Source organism: Acinetobacter sp. 479375, assembly GCF_000581715.1.
Taxonomy (GTDB): Bacteria; Pseudomonadota; Gammaproteobacteria; order Pseudomonadales; family Moraxellaceae; genus Acinetobacter; species Acinetobacter ursingii.
On sequence record NZ_JEZN01000002.1, the window covers coordinates 105,777 to 126,259 of the forward strand.

Here is a 20,483-nt window from a genome sequence, read left to right on the forward strand (position 1 = left end):
ATGAAATTACTTCATGCGTTAACGGCTAAACTTCCTCATAAATATGCAATTGATGCTGCTCGATTGGGGGATGAACGGACACTCGCATGGAGTAATCTTGGATATTGGGACAATACAACAGATTATAAAACCGCATGTTGCCAGTTAGCAGATCAACTGGCAAACGCAGTTCAGTTAACGGCACAAGACTGTTTACTGGATTTGGGCTGTGGTCAAGGTGCGAGTTTGCAACATTGGATCGAACATTATCAGGTGCAACAGCTTAGCGCGCTCGAGTTACAGCCAGCACTTATTCGGCGGATTCATCAACATTTACCGCAGTTAGCGCACATTCAGCAGGGTTCATTTTTAGATTTAAATCAGCTTTATTTGCCAGAAGCTTTTGATGTCATCTTGTGTATAGATGCCGCCTATCATATTGACTTACAACGCTTTTTAAATGCAGTCAAACCCGTGCTAAAAACACAGGGGCGTTTGGGTTTTCATTATTTGGTTTTGTCGGAGAAATGGCGGCAACTTTCCCGATTTCAGCAACAAAAATATTCTTATTTGCTTAAAGCCGCAGATGTAAATCTGAGTCACATCACCACGCTTGGCATGACTCGGCTTCAACTTGAACAACACGGGTTTTACCAAGTTAAAAGTGTCGATATCACCGAGTCGGTATTGGGTGGTTTTGCACGGTTTATAGCTTCAAATTCCAATACAAAAAAGGATTTGGCGCAATTTAAAATACAGGCAACCGCAAAATTGTGTGATTACTTGAACAGAGAAGGCATGATTCGTTATATGCAAATCAGTGCAATAAAAAAATAAAAAGAAAATTTTAGGATCAATAGAAGGGGAAATGGTGCCGGCACACGGATTCGAACTGTGGACCTACTGATTACAAGTCAGTTGCTCTACCAACTGAGCTATGCCGGCAACGTGGCGTGAATTTTACCGAAGCCCACGAAAAAAACAAGTCTCAAATGCGTATTTGTTTGAAGATTGAACATCTCACTTGTAAAAATAATCTTGAAGATAGGTTTGGAGAAAAATGTATATTTATGCAACCATGATTTGCTCCAGATTGGATTTGAGCTTGTTGATGCGTTAAAGTTTCGCTATCTAATATGATTCCTCTTCCGAAATCTGGCTGGAGTAAGCCCTCATGGCATTAAATGATTTATTAAGCAAATTTGATCTTCCTGTCTCTGAAAATCCTGAAACCAAAGATTATGTATTTAATCACACCATGATTCGGGTGAAAAATCTGCAAGAGTCGATTCAGTGGTATGCCAAAGTTTTGGGTTTCGTGCCTGTGTATGAGCAGGTATTTGATGAAGCCGCATTTACCATTGTTTATCTGGTACGTCGTCATTTAAATGAAATTCCTGTAGACGATATTGAACGTAAACAGTGGGTATTAAGCCAATCAGGGGTACTCGAATTAACCTTAAATCATGGTACTGAAAATGATCCAGAGTTCCATTATCACAATGGCAACAATGAACCACGTGGTTTTGGGCATTTATGTGTTTCTGTTCCTGATGTCGTGAAAGAATGTGAGCGCTTTGAGCAATTGGGTGTGAATTTTCAAAAACGTCTCAGTGAAGGTCGTATGAATTATGTCGCCTTTATCAAAGATCCAGATGATTACTGGATTGAGATTTTACAGCCGACACCTCTGAGCCATACTTAATCATCTGGCGATGGCTAGCGAATAAGCTGTTCAAATCCTGCCGCATATAAAGATTTTATTGATAGAAGCCAACTCATTGAACATATCTTAGAGATGGAAAAGCATCCTTTCCTCTCAAGCTTAGAGCTAAAAATGGGAGATAAATGATTTTATCTCCCATTGTTCTAGGCAACTTGCCAAGCTTCTAAGTTTGATTAGATCGTTGAGGTTAGATCGACTACAAGATAAAAAATACTATAAGCTTTCTTGTCTTGAGATCAATCGTCTAAATATTTATTTTATAATCTAAAAATCAATAAATTAAAGCATGATTTATTATCATCTGGCTGAAATTAGGTATTGGTTTGGTTTTAAGCTAATATAATCAATTAGATCGAAAATAATACAGTTGATTTATAGAACCAGACGTAGTCTTGGGGAGTCTTACTTAAACATGCCAAAGTTAGGTTTCAGGTCTATTCGTCAGCGTTTATTTATGTTTATGACGATGATTATTTTATCGTTATTGTGTATTTGTTTTCCTCTAATGATCAATAGTTATCAAGCATTACAAGTATCTAAACAGGATCTAATCGGGGTTCAATCTTTAAGATTGTTGGCCCATACCGCCAATGAAATTTCAAGAGAACGCGCATACGCCAATAAATTGATGTCGAGTCCTTATGCCAGTCAAACCTCGCATCGGCAGGCATTGGCTCGATATCGCAAAGGTGTAGATCAGGATATTCACGAAAATCTGATTTTGCTTAAGGGTATTGGTCAGCAGCAGATTGCGCTTCAGCTACAACAAAATATGATTCATGAGCTAAAAATAGCGCGCGTCTTGGTCGATGATTATGCCGCTCTTCCTGACATTTCACGTACATCGGTTCAATATGACCATGCTGTTCAGGCCATGTTTGCAGCTTGGGATAGTTATCGTGAAATTTTGCGAGCGTTTGTGGTTCAAAGAAATAGTGTAGACAGTCAGCTCTCTGACTATGTCACCATGATTTTATTGTTATCAGATTTACGTGATCAGGCAGGACGAGTTGCATCTAATGTGATTGCATCGGTGAGTTTTCGCGAAGCAATTCCCGATAATAATCGCGCTCGTTCTCTGCAAACCCAATATCAGGCATTATATCTTTGGAACCTGATTGATACCTTGCAGCCACAATATGCCAAAACCCCTGAATATGAAAAACTGCATGAGCAAGTAAAACATGAGTTTTTGGATGAAGGTGTTGCATTAGTTGGGCAGCTTTTAGATGAAAGCCGTCGCCACGAAGCTTATTCAATGACTGGAACTCAACTTACAGAACGTATTGTGAGTAAATTCACGCCTGTGGTCGATTTACAGAAATATCTTTTGGATATCAGTGTCGAGGTGGCAAAAACACGTAAAGAAAAAGCGGAACAACAATTTATTCTCACTTTATTATTGTCGCTGTTATCTCTTGTTGTCGCTTTATTTACCATGAATTATGCACTAAGACGAATTATTCATCCTTTGATTGAAGCGAAACAGCAAATTCTTCAACTATCCGAAGGAACGGCAGACTGTTCCATCGGGACTACAGATAAGAAAAACGAGTTTGCCTTATTATTTAGCGCCATAAAAAAATTACAGCGCATGTTGCAGCAGCGTGATGCACTTGAATTTCAGTTACGCAACATTGCCAATACAGATGCTTTAACAGGTGTATCTAATCGTTTGGCCTTAGATGACTATTTAATGATTTTATCGCAGCATCCACAGAATTTGTCACGGCTATGTTTGATGATTGTTGATATTGATAATTTTAAGAGAGTCAATGATGAGTACGGTCATATGGTCGGAGATCAGGTGATTAAACTGGTGGCTGAAATTCTAAAAGCATCAGTACGCAACTCCGATTTAATTGTCCGTTATGGAGGGGACGAGTTTCTGGTTTTGGTTGAAGATATTTCGCTGGAGCATGCTTTAAATCTTGCAGAAAAAATGAGATTTAAACTGAGTCAACAAGCGATTGAAACGTCTGATCTTAAAACGCCGCTTTTTGTTTCAAGCAGTATAGGGGTAGCAGTGGGCGCGGATAATTGGCTGGCATTATTTCAAAAAGCGGATCAGGCATTGTTGAGAGCTAAAGCCAAAGGGAAGAATGTCGTGGAGGGATGAATTGCAAATCTATGAGTTCAAATTTTCATAGAGTTTAAATAATTAAATAGCAATATCATGGCTTTAAAATTTATATATAAAGTGATGCATAAAAAATACTTAGAACAAATTTATATAGAAATTCAAAACCGCCATTTTTTATGGAAAAAAATTTCTAGAATTTCTAAAGAATATAGTGTAGATGACATCATACAAGAAGCTTGGGTTTTTGCTTGCAATGAGTGGAAACAGGGAGATTTTTTCGAAATCGATAATGAAGATCACTGGAAATATTTATATGGAGCGATGTACAAGCATTTTGTTGAATGGTCTGAAAAACATAGCCGCTATGGTATACAAATTGATCAAGCATATACCAATCATAATTTCGATGAATGTACGCATCCATTATTAAGAGAATTATGTGCAGATGAAAGCAATGAACCTTTAGCGTATTTGGAGAAACAAGAGAGTGAAAATCAGCAGTTGAATATATTTTCAGAAAAAATCAGATTACTTGGATTCTCAAAATTGGCAGCTTTTTTAAGCTTGTCCCACAGTTTTAACTCATCAAGAATGCATACATCGTTACTTATGAATATGTCTTATTCTTGGTTTTACCGATGTGAAAAAGCATTCCAAACTTTATATTTAAATCAACTATCGATTTTTGATGAAATGAATCCTCAAATTGAAAGTGAACAACTCCAAACATGGCGAAAATTTAGAGTTGTTCTAGGAAAGAGGCAAAATATGAAGATAGATCTACAACTGCCCTTAGATTTTTAACATCGGCTTTAAGAAACGTCCTGTATGTGAAATCTCAACTTCAGCCACTTGTTCAGGTGTACCTTCGGCAATAATTTGACCGCCACCAGAACCACCTTCTGGGCCTAAGTCGATCACCCAGTCTGCGGTTTTAATTACATCCAGATTATGCTCAATCACCACAATAGTATTCCCCTTGTTGCGTAGCTCATGCAGGATATCGAGCAGCTTAGCAATATCATGGAAATGTAGCCCTGTAGTGGGTTCATCCAGCACATACAGGGTTTTGCCTGTATCACGCTTGGCCAGTTCCCGTGCCAATTTCACCCGCTGTGCCTCACCCCCTGAAAGTGTGGTCGCAGCCTGACCCAAACGAATATAACCTAAGCCCACTTGAGTCAGTGTTTCCAAACGGCGGTGAATCACAGGAATGGCATTAAAAAATTCTGCGCCATCTTCGACCGTCATCTCTAAAACATCAGAAATATTTTTACCTTTATAGGTGACTTCCAGCGTTTCACGATTATAGCGTTTACCATGACAGGCATCACAAGGCACATACATGTCAGGTAAAAAGTGCATGGCGACTTTAATCATGCCATCGCCTTCACACACTTCACAGCGACCGCCTTTCACGTTAAATGAAAAACGTCCTGCGGCATAACCACGTGCTTTGGCTTCAGGCGTTTGCGCAAATAATTCACGAATTGGAGTAAATAAACCCGTATAGGTTGCAGGATTCGAGCGTGGCGTACGTCCGATCGGGCTTTGATCGATATCCACGACTTTATCCAGATGTTGCAACCCATCAATCGAATCAAATTTTTCTGCGGTGAGTGTGGTTGCACCATTCAATTGTGTTGCAGCTAATGGCAACAAAGTACGGTTAATTAAGGTAGATTTACCTGAGCCTGAAACCCCTGTGACACAGGTCATAATGCCTAAGGGAATGGTCAGATCGACATTTTTCAGGTTATGACCTGCTGCGCCAGAAAGCTTGATTTTCTGATCAGGTGTAGGGGATTGCAGACGTTGTTTCGGGACTTCAATTTTTAAAGCGCCCGATAAATATTGACCTGTCAGAGAGTCAGCATGATTTGCCAATTCTTCATAGGTTCCTTCGGCGATGATTTCACCACCATGTATACCTGCACCTGGGCCAATATCAATAATATGATCGGCAGCGCGAATGGCATCTTCATCATGCTCCACCACCAAAACCGTATTGCCCAAATCACGCAAGCGAATCAGGGTTTGCAACAAACGGTCATTGTCACGTTGATGTAGACCAATCGAGGGTTCATCCAGTACGTACATCACGCCCATTAAACCAGCGCCAATTTGTGAGGCGAGACGAATACGCTGCGCTTCACCACCTGAAAGCGTTTCGGCTGAACGTGCTAGACTCAAATAATTGAGTCCGACACTGACCAAAAAGTGTAAGCGCTCACGAATTTCTTTAAAGATTTTATCGGCAATTTCACCTTTGGCACCGTCAAGATTTAAGTCCTGATAATAGCTTTCTGCATCACCAATCGACATGCTGGTAATGTCAGCAATGGTTTTATCCTTGACTTTGACATGGCGTGAAATTTCATTCAGACGTGAACCGCCACAGGCATCACAGGCGGCATTGGATAAATATTGTGCCAAGTCGTCACGAACATAATTACTTTCGGTTTCACGATAACGACGTTCTAGATGAGTAATCACGCCCTCAAAAGGAATCACTCGATTATGTTTGCGACCTCGTTCATCGATATAACTCAGGTCAATTTTTTCTTTGCCTGTGCCATATAAAAATTTCTTTTGCGTGTCTTTATCCAGTGTATTCCACGGCTCATCCAGCGAATAACCAAAATGTTCAGCCACTTTCTGCAGCATCGAATAATAGTACGGGCGTTGACGATCCCAGCCACGAATCGCACCTTGGCTCAAAGATAAATCAGGCGTAGGAATCAGTTTTTCTGGACTAAAATGACTACGTGTTCCCAAACCATCACAGACAGGACAAGCACCGAAAGGGTTATTAAACGAGAACATCCGCGGTTCGAGTTCTGCCACCGCACGGTCACATTCAGGGCAGGAGTGTTTGGCAGAAAATACACGATCAGGCTGTTCGTCTTTCATCCATGATAAAATTGCCAGATCACCACCTAAACGCAGCGCGGTTTCAAAGGATTCCGCAATCCGATTGCCCAGATCGTCTCGCACTTTAAAACGATCCACGACCACTTCAATGGTATGTTTTTTCTTTTTATCTAGTTCTGGTGGGCTATCAATATCGATAATTTCCCCATCAACGCGCGCGCGCACGAACCCCTGACCTTGCAGTTGTTCAAACAATTGTGAATATTCACCTTTACGTTCGCGAACTACGGGCGCCAGTAGCATCAAGGCTGTGCCTTCTTCTAATGCTTTAACTGCATCGACCATTTCAGACACGGTTTGCGCGACCATCGGCAAATCATGTTCAGGACAATAAGGCGTACCGACACGGGCATAGAGTAGACGTAAGTAGTCATAAATCTCGGTAATTGTCCCGACCGTTGAACGGGGGTTGTGGCTGGGGGATTTCTGTTCAATCGCAATCGCAGGACTTAAACCCTCAATGGCATCCACATCAGGTTTTTCCATTTGCGATAAAAACTGGCGTGCATAAGCCGATAGCGATTCAACGTAGCGACGCTGACCTTCAGCGTATAAGGTATCAAAGGCTAAAGAGGATTTACCTGAGCCTGAGAGTCCCGTAATCACCACAAACTTATCGCGTGGAATATCGAGAGACACGTTTTTTAAGTTATGGGTACGCGCACCTCGAATACGGATATGACTTTGGCTCATAAAATGATCCTAAACGAATTTTAAAAAGGTATATATGATAGCGCATGAAAAATGTTCAAGCATGAAATTTACCATTTTATGCGTCAATTTGTGTCGGCAGAAAACAAACAGAATAAACTTTTATACACATGAAGATAAATCCGTTATATTTAGAGTTCTAAAAATGAACTTGATCAAAAAATAGGATCATCATCATGTTGGCTAAAATACTGATCACATTTATCGCATTGTTACATGTGTATATCTTGATACTCGAAATGTTTTTATGGGATCGGCCTTATGGACTCAAGGCATTTGGGAATACGCTAGAAAAAGCACAACTCACCAAAGTTCTGGCACAAAATCAGGGTTTATATAATGGTTTTCTAGCCGCAGGACTCATTTGGTCATTGTTTGCTCCTGCAAGTTATGCAGTGCCTTTGGCCACTTTCTTTTTGAGTTGTGTGTTGGTGGCAGGGATCTATGGCGGACTTACAGCAAGTCGCAAAATTATTTATATTCAGGCAATACCTGCATTGCTTGGCTTACTGGCTGTGTATTTATTATAAAAATCTTATGAAAACTTGACCAAGCGAATAAAAAAAAGCACAACTTAAGCTGTGCTTTGGAGTCAAGCGGGAGACAGTTTTTGTAATTGTTATTCTTTAGCAAGCCATTGCAAAATCACGTTCAAAAATAGATTCGACTTGTTCAAAGGTAATGCGTTTGGGTTGATTATGCTGTGAAAAAGAATAATGAATCACCTGTGCTTCTAATTGTGACAGTAATTGTTCATAGTCTTGCTCAAAGTATTCTAAATCCATCAAATCAACACGTTTGGGATGGTTACAATTATATTTGGCAATAAAATCCAGCATCAATTTTTGTATTTTTCGGTTGGTAAAATAAATCAAATAGGTCGCTGCTGAACCACAATGTAAACAGCCTTTATTGATATAAATTTCTTCGTTTGCATACCAGCATTGGCGCAAGGTAATCATGGCATTCATCGCTTCACTACCTTGAGTTTCTATCAGCATTATGTTCTCCAACACGGTCGTGCCATAAATATTCAAGCTAAGTAAATAATAATCATTATCAAATAAGAATGCTTGAACTTGACCAAAATTGCAAGCCAAATTTGTAAAATTGCATCCTAGATTTTGAGTTGAATACGGCTAGGCTTCTATTTTTTTACAAGAAAAAGGAGTAAGTTCAATAGCATTGTTCCAGTGTTCTTTGTCTCATGATCGGGTTGTTTTTTAAATGCGCCTTAGGTGCGGCTGTGGTATTGCTGATTTCTTTATTATCTAAAAGCCGATCGTTTTATATTGCGGGTTTGGTCCCGTTATTTCCCACTTTTGCACTGATTGCGCATGTGATTGTATTTGGACAACAAGGTGCTGAGGCGTTGCGCAAAACGGCGTTGTTTGGATTGTGGTCGCTGATTCCCTATGCCATTTATCTTGGAACGGTGTATTACCTTGCAGATCGGGTCTCGATTGGGATGTGTCTCAGCTTTGCAACATTGGCATGGGTATTGGCTGCGGCAATTTTGTTATATGGCTGGACGTCTTTTTATTCTGCTTAAGGCTTGAGGTTGAAAATACAATGTTTATTGTCAGCTTAAATTATATCAAACCCCTCAATGAAGTTGATGCGTTGATCCAGCCACATATTGACTGGTTGAACCGATATTTTGCGGAAGGTCTTTTTATTAGTGCGGGGCGCAAACAGCCACGTACTGGTGGTGTAGTCTTGGTCAAAACCATGCCTCGTGAACAACTTGAGCATATTCTACAACAAGATCCTTTTCAGCAAGTTGCAGACTATCAGATTACAGAAGTTACTTTTTCCAAAACGGGGCCGGAGTTTGAGCAACTTCTAAATTGCTGATCGAAGCGATATACCTCTATCAGCATGTAGTGGAATATTCTCAAACGATGTTAAAAGAGAGGCGTCATTGTGTGAGCCCCATCCATTGTCGTTGCTGATAAGCACTATCCCAAAACAACCATTCTAGTTTTGCACCCATGGTATAGGCTGCATGCATTTTGGCTTTGGTGTCATCGTCACAACGCGCCGCAACTTTATCGACAGTGGCAATCACATTGCCCACAGCAGTGTGAAACTCTTCTCCCGAATAAGTATCAATCCAAGCCTGATATGGATTATTCACCACTGATTTTTCTACGTTATCTTTACCCACTTCCGCATAAATCCAGAAACAAGGTAACAACGCGGCTAACACCACTGGATAACTTTCAGACCATGCTGTCGCGGTTAAAAATGAAGTATAGTGATGACAGGCAAGTGTCAGTGGCGTGCTTTCAAATTGCTGTTTGCTAATGTCAAAATGCTGCATAAAGTCATTGTGCAGACTACGTTCTACAATAATTGCGATTTTGGCTGCCTCAGCGAACTGAATCACATCGTCGGCATCAAACGCTTTTGCTGCGGCAACTGCCAAAGCACGACCATAGGCCAATAAATAATGCGCATCCTGAATCACATAATGACAAAAAGCATCGGCAGACAAAGTCCCTGCGGCAAGCTCCTGATTAAATGGAAGATTCAAGGTTTTTTGGTAAAGTTCAATATTATTGTGCCAAAGTTCTTGGGTAAAACTCATCTGTTTTGCTCTAAATTCTAAAGATCATCCGCCCAGACTATAACAAAATTTTGTCATGCGTAGCCGTAGAGATACTTTATTAATTTTGCCTTAAGATTTTACTAAAAAAAGATAAAAGTCATCTGCAAGCACGCTGAAAACGCGCATAATATGCAGCGAAATCCTAATTTTAATATTTTTGATTCAGGGCACGCATGAAGCATTTCCGTTTTTCGATTTTTTTTACCGTGATTTGTTTGGCTTTGTCAGCTTATTGGGGCTATACCCATGGGCCAGAGGCGGGCATTTCGACGATGTTTAAAGCCCTAACCATTACTGCAATCCTAGCGGTGATGGAAGTGTCTTTATCTTTTGATAATGCCGTGGTCAATGCTTCAGTGTTACGCAACTGGGATCATTTCTGGAAAATGATATTTTTAACGGTGGGTATTCTGGTTGCCGTATTTGGTATGCGTTTAATTTTTCCTATTGTGATTGTCGCAGTAACCGCGGATATGGGAATGTTGGAAGTAGTACAAATGGCGCTGAATGATCCTGCGACGTATTCACAGCGTTTGATGGAACATCATCCTGAAATTGCCGCCTTTGGTGGAACATTCTTGTTGATGGTCTTTTTAAACTTCTTCTTTGATGATGGCAAAGATACTCACTGGTTTAGATGGTTAGAATCCAAGCTTTCGCATTTGGCTAGTGTTCCTGCAATGTCGGTATTTATTGCCTTGATTGCTTTGCTGATCATGTCTGCACAAGTGGCAGATGAAAAACGTCTGGTGGTGACCATGGCGGGGATTTGGGGCTTAGTAATCTATATTGGAGTTCAAGTACTCAGTCACTTACTAGGCGGTGAACCTGAAGTGGATGAAGAAGGTAATGCAGTCAAGCATGATGAAAATGGTGCAGTGACGGGAGTGGTAAAAGCTGGTTTCGGTGGATTTTTATATCTTGAAGTTTTAGATGCTTCATTTAGTTTCGATGGTGTGATTGGCGCATTTGCGATTACCAGTGATGTCGTAATTATTATGCTAGGCTTGGCCATTGGTGCGATCTTTGTGCGTTCCATGACGATCTATTTGGTGGAAAAAGGCACACTAGATGCCTACATCTTCCTTGAGCATGGGGCGCATTATGCGATTGGGGCACTGGCTTTTATCATGCTTGCCAGTGGTACGGGCGTCCATGTTCCAGAAGTGGTGACGGGTTTAATTGGGGTGGCATTTATTGTTTGGGCGGTGATTGCATCGATCCAATATCGCAAGCACCAACCATTGAGTTAAGCAAATTTTCAGTCTAATCAACTAAATTAGCAGGGTGTTTTTACACCCTGCTTGTTTTTATGTTCACAAGAAATTGAAGGAATGTAGCGAAGTTTTGATGTGAATACCCTATAATTTGTACAGGTTAAATTCAGCGTAATAAGATGATGAATGCTATAGAACGTCGCTCAACTTTTGCATTAAGCAGTATCTTTGCCCTGCGAATGTTGGGATTGTTCATGATTATCCCCGTGTTTTCTATCGCAGGTCAGTCTTACCAATATGCAACACCTGCGTTGATTGGCTTGGCTGTGGGTATTTATGGTCTAAGTCAGGCGATTTTACAGATTCCATTTAGCCTTTGGGCAGACCGTTTTAGCCGTAAACCTCTCATTATTTTAGGGCTGGTACTTTTTGCACTAGGTGGTGCCATTGCCGCAATGTCTCATACTATTTACGGTGTGATTATTGGACGTGCGATTGCAGGCGCAGGGGCTGTGTCAGCCGTGGTCATGGCACTTCTGGCCGATGTTACCCGAGAGGAACAGCGGACTAAAGCCATGGCGGTGATGGGCATGAGTATTGGTCTGTCTTTTGTTATCGCGTTTAGCTTAGGGCCGTGGTTGACCAGTCAGGTGGGCATCTCTGGTTTATTTTGGGTCACCACGATCATGGGAATTGCAGCCATTTTTATGTTGCTGCTGGTGCCGAAAGTCACTCGACATCATCGTAATTTTCGTCAGGGTTATCTGGCTCAGCTCAAACAAGTCATCCAGATGGGCGATTTAAATCGATTACATGTTTCGGTTTTTTCACTGCATTTACTGCTGACAGCCATGTTTATCTATGTACCATCTCAATTGATTGAGTTTGCCAATATTCCTTTAGCTAAACACGGTATGGTGTATTTGCCGCTTTTGGTGATTAGTCTGCTTTTTGCGTTTCCTAGTATTATTGTCGCGGAAAAATATCGCAAAATGCGCGGAATTTTTCTAACCGCAATTTTGGGCATTATTGCAGGTTTACTGATCTTAATTTTTGGCTATGAGTCCAAATATATTCTGTTATTAGGCTTGGGTTTATTTTTTATTGCCTTCAATGTCATGGAAGCACTGTTACCCTCATGGTTATCCAAATCTGCGCCGCTTCAGTCTAAGGCCACCGCGATGGGGATTAATGCCAGTAGCCAGTTTTTAGGGGCATTTTTTGGGGGGGTGCTGGGTGGTCAGCTTTTAATGTTACATAATACTTCGCTTGGTTGGAGTATTTTGGCTGGCATTGCTATGATCTGGTTGCTGATTAGTTTTGGTCTGGCGCAGCCGCGATATTTATCTTCGATCGTATTGCCCTTACCTGAATTAAAACAAACAGATGAATGGACTTCAAAACTATTGGCGATTCGTGGTATTGAAGAAGTGGTGGTGATGGCTGAGCAAAAAGTAGCGTATATTAAAGTTGATAAGCAGGTGATCGATGATACTGGGCGACAACATTTAACGCACTTGATAGGTTCAGAGGTAGCCATTTAAGCATAACTCTTATAAAGTAAAACACAGAAATACATAGGAAGAAATTAGCTAATGCGTGGTGTGAATAAAGTTATTTTAGTTGGTACTTTAGGACGTGATCCAGAAACCAAAACTTTTCCAAATGGAGGTTCACTGACTCAGTTTTCAATTGCGACCAGTGAATCTTGGACAGATAAAAATACAGGTGAGCGTAAAGAGCAAACCGAATGGCATCGTATTGTCTTGCATAATCGTTTAGGGGAAATTGCACAGCAATATTTGCGTAAAGGATCAAAAGTTTATATTGAAGGTTCTTTGCGTACTCGCCAGTGGACGGACCAAAACGGACAGGAACGCTATACCACTGAAATTCGTGGTGAGCAAATGCAGATGTTGGATTCTCGTCAGCAAGGGGATCAGGCAATGGGCGGTGGCAATGATTTTAATCAGCCACGTTTTAATAATGCTCCACAACAGTCTGGCTATGGTCAAAATAATGGCTCTAATCAGGGTAACTATGCCAATAATTCTTCTGGCGGTTATGGCAATGCGGGCAACAATAATCCAGGCGGTTTTGCGCCAAAAGCACCTGCTGCACCAGCGCCTTCTGATTTGGATGATGATTTACCGTTCTAGATCATATAACTAAATATTGTGCTTAATTATAGTAAGAACCTGATTGAGATCAGGTTCTTATTTTTTTGTCTTAAAAAACTGTGGTAAAAGCCACTATTAATTTGGAGTTTTAGTCATGGATATTTTTGACTAGCTCAAATTCGTTAGAAACAGTGTTATATTGATTTTAAATGATTTCTTAGCTTAATTTTGAATCTTTCTATCCGTTATATAAAGAATACTCTTCGACTACGGCGGCTAAATGCTGCACACCCTCAGATATTTTATCTAAAGCAATAGAACCAAAACCCAAACGTAATCTGGGTGCTAAAGGTTTGGATAAGAGCTTTGATATAAATTACTTGACCATATTGCTCCAGACTTTTAAGCGTAGGAGCGGTCGTTTTTTTCACCAAAACTTGGGCATCATCTTCTTCAATAATGATGCTATCGAATAGCTCCGCTTTTGCATAAATTTTGATACTTTTACGCCAGTTAGAAGCTTATTGTCTAATTTCTGCTTGTACATTCATTGAATTGTCGTGCTCAATAGTCGATTAAAACTGACCACTTCAGTTGAAAAAGTTTTTCTTGTTTGGGGTGATTCGCATTTATATGTAAATATAATCTGCATCTTTCGTCAAATTCAATGATAAGCACCCAATCTTAGAGTTAATGCAAGTGGGAAATTCGGCATTAGTTTTTATGACTTTAACTTTTAATTTGATGTTGCCTTAAGATCGTAAAAAAAGGAGTGGTAATCTCAATTTCACTAGGAAGTTCTAATTGATATAAACGTTGCACTTCATTTTGCTGAATGCCCAAATGTTAAAATTGTGGGAGATTAGTTGAGAGGTCCTAGGAGTTGATTAGACACAAAAAAGCCTGAATCCTTTAAATTCAAGCTTTTTAGGACAACATTGGATGTTGTTAGTACTCATCTTGGCGGTGAGAGAGGGATTCGAACCCTCGATACGCGTAAACGTATACACACTTTCCAGGCGTGCTCCTTCAGCCACTCGGACACCTCACCAAGCCGAGCGATAATAGCTAAAAAAAGACATGCTGCCAAGCTTAAAACAATTGATTTGCAGAAAAAAAAATAACTTAATGTTAATATGGCGCAAAAATACTGTTCAAATATTGAAGATTGAGTATGCAAAGTCCTGCAAAAAAAGCCGCATTGCCCGCGATTACGCTAGCAGCGTTAGGTGTGGTATTTGGTGATATTGGAACCAGTCCACTCTATGCATTTGCACAAACCTTTACCAGTGCGCATGTCACGATTTCCGAGGCGACAGTATTTGGTATTCTCTCCCTGATTTTTTGGTGTATCACCTTATCAATTAGTTTTAAATACGTCACCATTGTGATGCGTGCAGACAATAATGGCGAAGGCGGTATCATGTCACTTTTGGCATTATTACTGAGAATAAAAGAACTCACTCCAAATCAGAAAATGTGTCTCATTGCTTTGGGTTTTGTCGGGGCTTCGCTATTTTTTGGAGATGGCATCATTACCCCTGCAATTTCAGTACTCTCTGCGATTGAAGGTTTGAGTATTGCTACGCCTGCATTTGATAAGTGGCTGATGCCGATTGGTCTAGGAATTTTGACTGCACTCTTTGTGGTACAGCGACATGGTACGGCGACTATGGGGAAATTTTTTGGTCCAATCACACTCGTCTGGTTTATTTCGATTGGCTTATTGGGGCTATGGAGCATTATTCAGACACCGCATATTCTCTTGTTCGTAAATCCTTTATGGGCCATTGAGTTTGCGATTCACCAACCTTTTATTGCCTTTATTGCGATGGGTTCTGTGGTTTTGACCATGACTGGTGGCGAAGCACTATATGCAGATATGGGGCATTTTGGTCGTCTGCCTATTCGGTTGGCATGGTTTATTATTGTTTGTCCGTGTTTATTACTTAATTATGCAGGTCAAGGTGCATTGCTACTGCGTGATCCAGCAGCAGTTTCAAATCCATTCTATTTATTGGTACCCGAATGGGCTTTATACCCGATGATTGGTTTGGCTACAGCTGCTGCGGTAATTGCATCGCAAGCGGTGATTACTGGCGTATTTTCAATGGTCAATCAGGCCATTCAATTGCGTTATTTACCGCGTTTAAGTGTGATTCACACCTCTGATGTCGAGCAGGGGCAAATCTATGTGCCTTTTATTAATTGGGTACTTTACATTTCAGTTTTTATTTTAATTATTTTATTTGAAAGCAGCAGTAATCTGGCCAGTGCTTATGGTGTGGCGGTTACTATGACCATGCTGTGTGTCACGATTTTGATTTCTGTATTGGCTTATGGCGCGTGGAAATGGCCGTGGTGGAAAGTGGCGATGTTTGCGATTCCATTTTTAGCCTTGGACGGTATTTTTGTGGCATCTACTTCGCTCAAGATTTTGGCAGGCGGTTGGGTGCCAATTGTCATTGGTATTGTGGTATTTACGATTTTGATGACCTGGAAACGTGGTCGTGAAATTGTCTATCATCGTCTGGAAACAGATGCATTGCCAATGAGCCTGTTTATCCAGAGTATTGGTTCGAGTAATGAAACGCATTTTGTGCCAGGCGAAGCGATATTCCTGACAGGTAATCCAAATATTGTGCCACATGCGATGCTACATAATATCAAGCACAATAAAGTGTTACATGAGCGTAATGTCATGGTGACCGTATATACGCGGGATATTCCCTATGTGGCGCAGCAGGATCGAATTAAATTTGAAAAATTGAATGATCATTTTTATCGTATCTTTATGTATTACGGTTTCAAAGATCAGCCCAATATTCCTCAGGCACTCGAACAGGCTTATGATGAATGGGGCTTTGATTTCGATATGATGCAGATCAGCTTTTTCATTTCACGTGATCGATTGATTCATACCGTTGGAGATGGCATGTCGCCGTGGCGTGAAAAACTGTTTATTTCGATGCAACGAAATACCAGTCCTGTCAGCGATTTTTATCAGATTCCACCTAACCGTGTGGTAGAACTGGGTAGCCAGATTGAAATTTAAATCCAAATTGATGAAACAAAAAAACCAGAGTCACAATGACTCTGGTTTTTTTATTGGATAGCGAGCAGTTATTGAGTCACTGGCGCTGAGATTTGCTCAGGAGTTGCATTGATATTTTGATCCTGCACATCTGCTGGCGCTGCTTGCATTGCAGGTGCTTCTGGTTGAGTAGATTCAGGCATTGCTTGCGCTGGTGCATTTGGATCGATGGATGGGGCTGGTGTAGCAGCAGGGTCTGCCATTTCACTTTGATGCGGTGTGACAGCCTGAACGTCTTGTGAGTTCAGGGGCTGAGTTTGCACTGGATTAGATTGAGCAGAAATAAGCTGAACTTTGCCGCTATTGACTAACTCTTCAAGCGAACCAGGTTGCCCATTTACCGTTGTCGTCACTTTGGCTTTGGATAAACTTTCTAGAGTTTCGCCCGCCTGAACAGGTTGTTCTGCGAAAGCAGTCATACTCAATGAGGCTGTTACGAAGGCTACAGCAATGAATTGAGTGCGCATAAGAGACTCCTAAATTTAATCATTTTTCATGTTCATCGTGAGCCTACCTTCGCATAGCCATTCTTGTTGTTTCAATTAAATATACGAAACATGACCAATCACATGGTCAAAGATAAAAATAAAACGACAAACTGTTACGCGCATAGATCATTTATTAAGCAAATTGTGCTGTTGCTTTAATCAAATGAGATCTGACTGAATATACAGTGAAAACTTGAATTGTTAAGCTTTTACTTAGACTCTTGATTTGATGTAGAAGATTGTGGCACGAAGAAAGACCCGAGCAAGTTCAGATTTCTCTTGGATCAAACAACATATTGGTAAATTTTTTTTGGGCTCAGTTGCGGCAGGCAGTTTTGTGATTGCTTTTGGTGAGGGTAAAGTTTCACAATGGATAAGTCCGATTTCAAATAATAGCGCTTGTCTCAGTCAGTTTTATCGCGATATTCCTCCAGTTTTAGCAAAAGATAGTCTACAAAAAAATAGTTATGCCCTGTGTTTTCATGACTTTAATGTCATGTATTCAGGTGTTTCAAAAACACCGCTTTGGGTAGCAGAAAAATTGACTCCACAACGTTTAAGTAATCGAATTAAGCGCGAAGATAACTTTCATGAAGAAACCCGAATTCCAGAGATGCATCGGGCTTTATTAAGCGATTATCGTGGTTCGGGTTATGACCGTGGACACATGGCACCAAATGGCGATATGGGCAATACCACAGCACAATACGATAGTTTTTCACTGGCTAATATGGTGCCGCAAGCGCCTAAAAATAATCAACAAGTTTGGCGTGAACTTGAAGAAGCCACCCGTGCATTGGTGACGAAGCAGAAACAGGACGTTTATGTGGTGACAGGACCAGTCTTTGAAGGAAAAAAATTAAAAACGATTGGACGGGGAGTGATCGTTCCAAGCGCAGTATATAAGATCATTTATTTGCCAAAAACAGGGGCAATTGGTGCATATTATGCGCCGAACGATAATTCATTACAGGTTAGGGTAGTCAGCGTATGCTATCTTGAAGAAAAGCTTGGAATGAACGTGTTTCCACAATTAACCGAAGAACAAAAACGAAATGTTTACCAACTTCCCCTCAGTGCCAATGCTGTCAAAGCACAAAAAGCATTGAGCTATTTACATTGGGATGGTGAAAGCCAGTGCGCGGAAGATGTTGAGCAGCAAACCCTGACCGCCGTGCAGAAACAATTTACTCAGCAAAAACAGCAAGCGGTACCTATTGAAGCCCAAGGGATTGATGAAGACACCAAACAAGCGATGATCAAACAATTGGTCGATGCACTGTTGCATTATTTTTTACAAATTTTGAGATAAATCAATCGTGCAGAAATTACAAAATAGGTTAATTTCAAATGATAGAAAATAACAAAGAGCCTTAAATAAATGTTTAAACCGTTTGAGAATGGAAATGAATCATCCAGTATTGAGGACTTAACACTCGAAAATCAGGTCGATTGTGTGAGTTTATATGGCAATTTGCAAATCACCAAAGATCAACATGGCTTACAACTGGCAAAACAATTACAGGCATTGGTGAATGCAATGGTGACTGAACTTGAGAAACAGCCGCTTCCCGAGAAAATTCAGACCAAAACTGAACAAGAGATTGATAATCCGTTTTTATAACGAAGAAAAAAACAGCCTTTAAAAAGACTGTTTTTTGTGGCATCTAAATCCTAGTCTTTTTCTTTGATCACCACTTTATAGATGAACGCGCCCACAATCGCACCTAAAATGGGAGCAACCCAGAATAACCATAATTGGCTTAAAGCAGCGGTTTCGGCAAAAAGAGCAACTCCTGTACTACGTGCAGGATTTACAGAGGTATTGGTGACTGGAATACTGATCAAGTGAATGACAGTCAAAGTTAAACCAATGGCGATAGGTGCAAAACCCGCAGGCGCATTTCGATGTGTCGATAGTAAAATAATGATCAGGAAGAAAGCGGTAAGTACGACTTCAATTAAGAATGCAGACCCTAATGAGAAATGATTCGGTGATAACTCAGCATAACCATTAGTGGCGAAACCACCTGTACCTGAAAAGCCTGCTTGTCCCTGTACGATGATATACAGCACAAACGCCGAAACAGCCGCACCAATGACCTGTGAAACAATATAAGGAATCACCTCCTTGCCATCTAAGCGCCCACCAACCCACATGCCAACACTTACCGCTGGATTAAAATGCGCACCAGAAATATGCCCAAAGGCATAAGCACCTGTTAATACAGTTAATCCGAAGGCAAATGAAACACCTAGAAAGCCAATACCCAGTTCAGGGAATGCGGCGGCCAATACTGCACTGCCACAACCACCGAAAACCAGCCAGAATGTACCTAAGAACTCTGCTAAATATTTATGCATTTTGTTTTCTCTTACTTTTGTTGTTGAACTTATAAATCGCTTACTGTGGTTAATATTTGTGCGATCATAGTCTTATTTTTATCTCTATCTGAGAATTTAACCAAGAAGATAAATTTTTTTATTTCATGTCTTATTTTAATTTAATGATGAACGTACTGCTGTCGCCATTGTTGTGGTGTCAGTCCACTCCATTGTTTAAACGCACGTTGAAAAGCACTTTGTTCTGAATAACAGAGCAATAATGCGATTTCCTGTAAGCTCAAATGAGGATCTTTTAAATACTCAAGCGCCAGCATATAGCGGATTTGTTGGGTTCGTTGCTGAAAAGTCATATTTTGTTGTTGTAAATGACGTTGTAATTGACGTACCGATAAGCCCAATTGTGTTGCGATCTGATCAATTTGATATTCGTTCTTTTGTAAGCCTTTCAAAATGGCTTGTTGTAAACGCTGATCCAGTTGATTGGAATGAGGTAATTCTTGTAATAGTTCTTGTGCTTGGCGCATCAATAATTGTTGTAGGGTATGGTCTGCATTACCAATCACTTTATTAGCTTCACTTATCGGAATGAGGATTTGTGTCTTGGCTTGAGAAAAGCGTACTCGGCAATGAAAATAGCGTTCGTAAACTTGCGCATCTTTAGGGGGAGGATTGATGAAATGTATTTCGTGTAACTGAATTTGTTCTTTACACATAAACTGTTGTAAAAATTCAACCATTAAAGCAATCGCGATTTCATCAGTCAGTTGAGTCGGATGCAGTTCGGGCTCTTCCCAGCGGATTGAAAAATAAGGCGATACGAACTCAACTTTTAAGGGACTGCCATCATAAACCAGTCGATGAAAATCCTGATAACGATGAAGTGCTTCACCTAGACTTTCACAGGATAATGCCAGATAGGCCAAAATACCCAAGTGCTTGGGTTGTACATATTTTGCGATACGTAGCCCCAGACCCGTTTGCGGTTGTAACTCTTGAATTTGTTCCAGCAAATCACGCCAGATCACATAATCGAAACGTTCCAGATTTTGAATTTCAAGCAGCTTAGGCGGAACAACAAGATGTTGTGATTCACAATATAATTTTAATAAATGTCCCAGCCCTCCATAGACTGATCCCGCATAATTTTTTATTAAAGCCATCCTTTAGTGCT

Annotated in this window: 19 protein-coding genes and 2 tRNA genes; 13 read left to right on the forward strand and 8 right to left on the reverse strand. The window is 40.6% G+C overall.

All coding sequences use genetic code 11. The features are described from left to right. Entirely contained in the window at window positions 1–816 is an 816-nt protein-coding gene (locus J500_RS02865) for an SAM-dependent methyltransferase (RefSeq protein WP_034698074.1), read from the forward strand. Between the two features lie 32 nt (window positions 817–848). On the opposite strand, the gene J500_RS02870 is transcribed toward J500_RS02865, so the two are convergent. Then, a tRNA-Thr gene (locus J500_RS02870) sits at window positions 849–924 on the reverse strand. 229 nt (window positions 925–1,153) lie between these two features. On the opposite strand from J500_RS02870, the gene gloA reads away from it, so the two are divergent. From gloA to J500_RS02885, 3 genes are all read left to right on the forward strand, one after another. Continuing rightward, entirely contained in the window at window positions 1,154–1,684 is a 531-nt protein-coding gene (gene gloA, locus J500_RS02875; protein WP_034698077.1) for a lactoylglutathione lyase, read from the forward strand. 433 nt (window positions 1,685–2,117) lie between these two features. Further along, window positions 2,118–3,824, forward strand: coding sequence for a GGDEF domain-containing protein (locus J500_RS02880; RefSeq protein WP_004992020.1), 1,707 nt, complete (start codon window positions 2,118–2,120; stop codon window positions 3,822–3,824). A 57-nt stretch (window positions 3,825–3,881) separates the two neighbouring features. Continuing rightward, a complete protein-coding gene (locus J500_RS02885) occupies window positions 3,882–4,592 on the forward strand; it encodes a hypothetical protein (protein WP_004992019.1) in 711 nt (236 codons plus the stop codon). Here the strand turns inward: J500_RS02885 and uvrA are convergent. Continuing rightward, window positions 4,581–7,415, reverse strand: a complete 2,835-nt coding sequence (gene uvrA / locus J500_RS02890) for an excinuclease ABC subunit UvrA (protein ID WP_034698080.1) — start codon at window positions 7,413–7,415, stop codon at window positions 4,581–4,583. The two genes, J500_RS02885 and uvrA, sit on opposite strands and share 12 nt — an antisense overlap. A 194-nt stretch (window positions 7,416–7,609) precedes the next feature. On the opposite strand from uvrA, the gene J500_RS02895 reads away from it, so the two are divergent. After that, on the forward strand, window positions 7,610–7,963 hold the full coding sequence (locus tag J500_RS02895) for a DUF1304 domain-containing protein (protein WP_004992016.1): 354 nt from the start codon (window positions 7,610–7,612) through the stop codon (window positions 7,961–7,963). Between the two features lie 96 nt (window positions 7,964–8,059). On the opposite strand, the gene J500_RS02900 is transcribed toward J500_RS02895, so the two are convergent. Next, window positions 8,060–8,434, reverse strand: coding sequence for a hypothetical protein (locus J500_RS02900; protein WP_004992014.1), 375 nt, complete (start codon window positions 8,432–8,434; stop codon window positions 8,060–8,062). A gap of 206 nt (window positions 8,435–8,640) precedes the next feature. On the opposite strand from J500_RS02900, the gene J500_RS02905 reads away from it, so the two are divergent. Together J500_RS02905 and J500_RS02910 are read left to right on the forward strand one after the other, a co-directional pair. Next, the gene (locus J500_RS02905; protein WP_004992011.1) at window positions 8,641–8,985 is read left to right on the forward strand and encodes a GlpM family protein; all 345 of its coding nucleotides are present in this window, start codon (window positions 8,641–8,643) and stop codon (window positions 8,983–8,985) included. A 20-nt stretch (window positions 8,986–9,005) separates the two neighbouring features. Continuing rightward, complete coding sequence (locus tag J500_RS02910) at window positions 9,006–9,290, forward strand: YciI family protein (RefSeq protein ID WP_004992008.1); 285 nt, start codon at window positions 9,006–9,008, stop codon at window positions 9,288–9,290. Between the two features lie 64 nt (window positions 9,291–9,354). On the opposite strand, the gene tenA is transcribed toward J500_RS02910, so the two are convergent. Then, a complete protein-coding gene (tenA, locus tag J500_RS02915; RefSeq protein ID WP_004992006.1) occupies window positions 9,355–10,026 on the reverse strand; it encodes a thiaminase II in 672 nt (223 codons plus the stop codon). A 194-nt stretch (window positions 10,027–10,220) separates the two neighbouring features. On the opposite strand from tenA, the gene J500_RS02920 reads away from it, so the two are divergent. The 3 genes from J500_RS02920 (at window position 10,221) to ssb (ending at window position 13,423) form a co-directional block, all read left to right on the forward strand. Further along, window positions 10,221–11,300 carry a DUF475 domain-containing protein gene (locus tag J500_RS02920; RefSeq protein WP_004992003.1) on the forward strand — a complete coding sequence of 360 codons (1,080 nt, stop codon included), beginning with the start codon at window positions 10,221–10,223 and terminating at the stop codon, window positions 11,298–11,300. 143 nt (window positions 11,301–11,443) lie between these two features. After that, window positions 11,444–12,808: an MFS transporter gene (locus J500_RS02925; RefSeq protein WP_010588969.1), complete on the forward strand. Its 1,365-nt coding sequence runs from the start codon at window positions 11,444–11,446 to the stop codon at window positions 12,806–12,808. Between the two features lie 51 nt (window positions 12,809–12,859). Next, window positions 12,860–13,423, forward strand: a complete 564-nt coding sequence (gene ssb, locus J500_RS02930; protein WP_004991990.1) for a single-stranded DNA-binding protein — start codon at window positions 12,860–12,862, stop codon at window positions 13,421–13,423. 922 nt (window positions 13,424–14,345) lie between these two features. On the opposite strand, the gene J500_RS02935 is transcribed toward ssb, so the two are convergent. After that, window positions 14,346–14,435: transfer RNA gene (locus J500_RS02935), tRNA-Ser, on the reverse strand. A gap of 123 nt (window positions 14,436–14,558) precedes the next feature. Here J500_RS02935 and J500_RS02940 point away from each other — a divergent pair. Continuing rightward, window positions 14,559–16,439, forward strand: coding sequence for a potassium transporter Kup (locus J500_RS02940; RefSeq protein WP_004991903.1), 1,881 nt, complete (start codon window positions 14,559–14,561; stop codon window positions 16,437–16,439). Window positions 16,440–16,507: 68 nt separating this feature from the next. Here the strand turns inward: J500_RS02940 and J500_RS02945 are convergent, their stop codons facing one another. Further along, window positions 16,508–16,945, reverse strand: a complete 438-nt coding sequence (locus J500_RS02945) for a hypothetical protein (RefSeq protein WP_004994468.1) — start codon at window positions 16,943–16,945, stop codon at window positions 16,508–16,510. A gap of 259 nt (window positions 16,946–17,204) precedes the next feature. Between J500_RS02945 and J500_RS02950 the strand changes: the two genes are divergently transcribed. Both J500_RS02950 and J500_RS02955 read left to right on the forward strand, forming a co-directional pair. Beyond that, window positions 17,205–18,278, forward strand: coding sequence for a DNA/RNA non-specific endonuclease (locus J500_RS02950; RefSeq protein ID WP_201686714.1), 1,074 nt, complete (start codon window positions 17,205–17,207; stop codon window positions 18,276–18,278). Between the two features lie 69 nt (window positions 18,279–18,347). After that, on the forward strand, window positions 18,348–18,590 hold the full coding sequence (locus tag J500_RS02955; protein WP_034698085.1) for a hypothetical protein: 243 nt from the start codon (window positions 18,348–18,350) through the stop codon (window positions 18,588–18,590). 50 nt (window positions 18,591–18,640) lie between these two features. Here J500_RS02955 and aqpZ read toward each other — a convergent pair whose 3' ends face one another. Continuing rightward, window positions 18,641–19,330: an aquaporin Z gene (aqpZ, locus tag J500_RS02960; RefSeq protein WP_034698087.1), complete on the reverse strand. Its 690-nt coding sequence runs from the start codon at window positions 19,328–19,330 to the stop codon at window positions 18,641–18,643. A 140-nt stretch (window positions 19,331–19,470) separates the two neighbouring features. Further along, window positions 19,471–20,472, reverse strand: coding sequence for an AraC family transcriptional regulator (locus J500_RS02965; RefSeq protein WP_034698090.1), 1,002 nt, complete (start codon window positions 20,470–20,472; stop codon window positions 19,471–19,473). Between the last annotated feature and the right edge of the window lie 11 nt (window positions 20,473–20,483).

Bases quoted from the DNA above. Each gene is read 5' to 3' on its own strand.
- J500_RS02865 (WP_034698074.1), top strand. From the start codon at position 1: ATGAAATTACTTCATGCGTTAACGGCTAAACTTCCTCATAAATATGCA.
- gloA (WP_034698077.1), top strand. From the start codon at position 1,154: ATGGCATTAAATGATTTATTAAGCAAATTTGATCTTCCTGTCTCTGAA.
- J500_RS02880 (WP_004992020.1), top strand. From the start codon at position 2,118: ATGCCAAAGTTAGGTTTCAGGTCTATTCGTCAGCGTTTATTTATGTTT.
- J500_RS02885 (WP_004992019.1), top strand. From the start codon at position 3,882: ATGGCTTTAAAATTTATATATAAAGTGATGCATAAAAAATACTTAGAA.
- uvrA (WP_034698080.1), bottom strand. From the start codon at position 7,415: ATGAGCCAAAGTCATATCCGTATTCGAGGTGCGCGTACCCATAACTTA.
- J500_RS02895 (WP_004992016.1), top strand. From the start codon at position 7,610: ATGTTGGCTAAAATACTGATCACATTTATCGCATTGTTACATGTGTAT.
- J500_RS02900 (WP_004992014.1), bottom strand. From the start codon at position 8,434: ATGCTGATAGAAACTCAAGGTAGTGAAGCGATGAATGCCATGATTACC.
- J500_RS02905 (WP_004992011.1), top strand. From the start codon at position 8,641: ATGATCGGGTTGTTTTTTAAATGCGCCTTAGGTGCGGCTGTGGTATTG.
- J500_RS02910 (WP_004992008.1), top strand. From the start codon at position 9,006: ATGTTTATTGTCAGCTTAAATTATATCAAACCCCTCAATGAAGTTGAT.
- tenA (WP_004992006.1), bottom strand. From the start codon at position 10,026: ATGAGTTTTACCCAAGAACTTTGGCACAATAATATTGAACTTTACCAA.
- J500_RS02920 (WP_004992003.1), top strand. From the start codon at position 10,221: ATGAAGCATTTCCGTTTTTCGATTTTTTTTACCGTGATTTGTTTGGCT.
- J500_RS02925 (WP_010588969.1), top strand. From the start codon at position 11,444: ATGATGAATGCTATAGAACGTCGCTCAACTTTTGCATTAAGCAGTATC.
- ssb (WP_004991990.1), top strand. From the start codon at position 12,860: ATGCGTGGTGTGAATAAAGTTATTTTAGTTGGTACTTTAGGACGTGAT.
- J500_RS02940 (WP_004991903.1), top strand. From the start codon at position 14,559: ATGCAAAGTCCTGCAAAAAAAGCCGCATTGCCCGCGATTACGCTAGCA.
- J500_RS02945 (WP_004994468.1), bottom strand. From the start codon at position 16,945: ATGCGCACTCAATTCATTGCTGTAGCCTTCGTAACAGCCTCATTGAGT.
- J500_RS02955 (WP_034698085.1), top strand. From the start codon at position 18,348: ATGTTTAAACCGTTTGAGAATGGAAATGAATCATCCAGTATTGAGGAC.
- aqpZ (WP_034698087.1), bottom strand. From the start codon at position 19,330: ATGCATAAATATTTAGCAGAGTTCTTAGGTACATTCTGGCTGGTTTTC.
- J500_RS02965 (WP_034698090.1), bottom strand. From the start codon at position 20,472: ATGGCTTTAATAAAAAATTATGCGGGATCAGTCTATGGAGGGCTGGGA.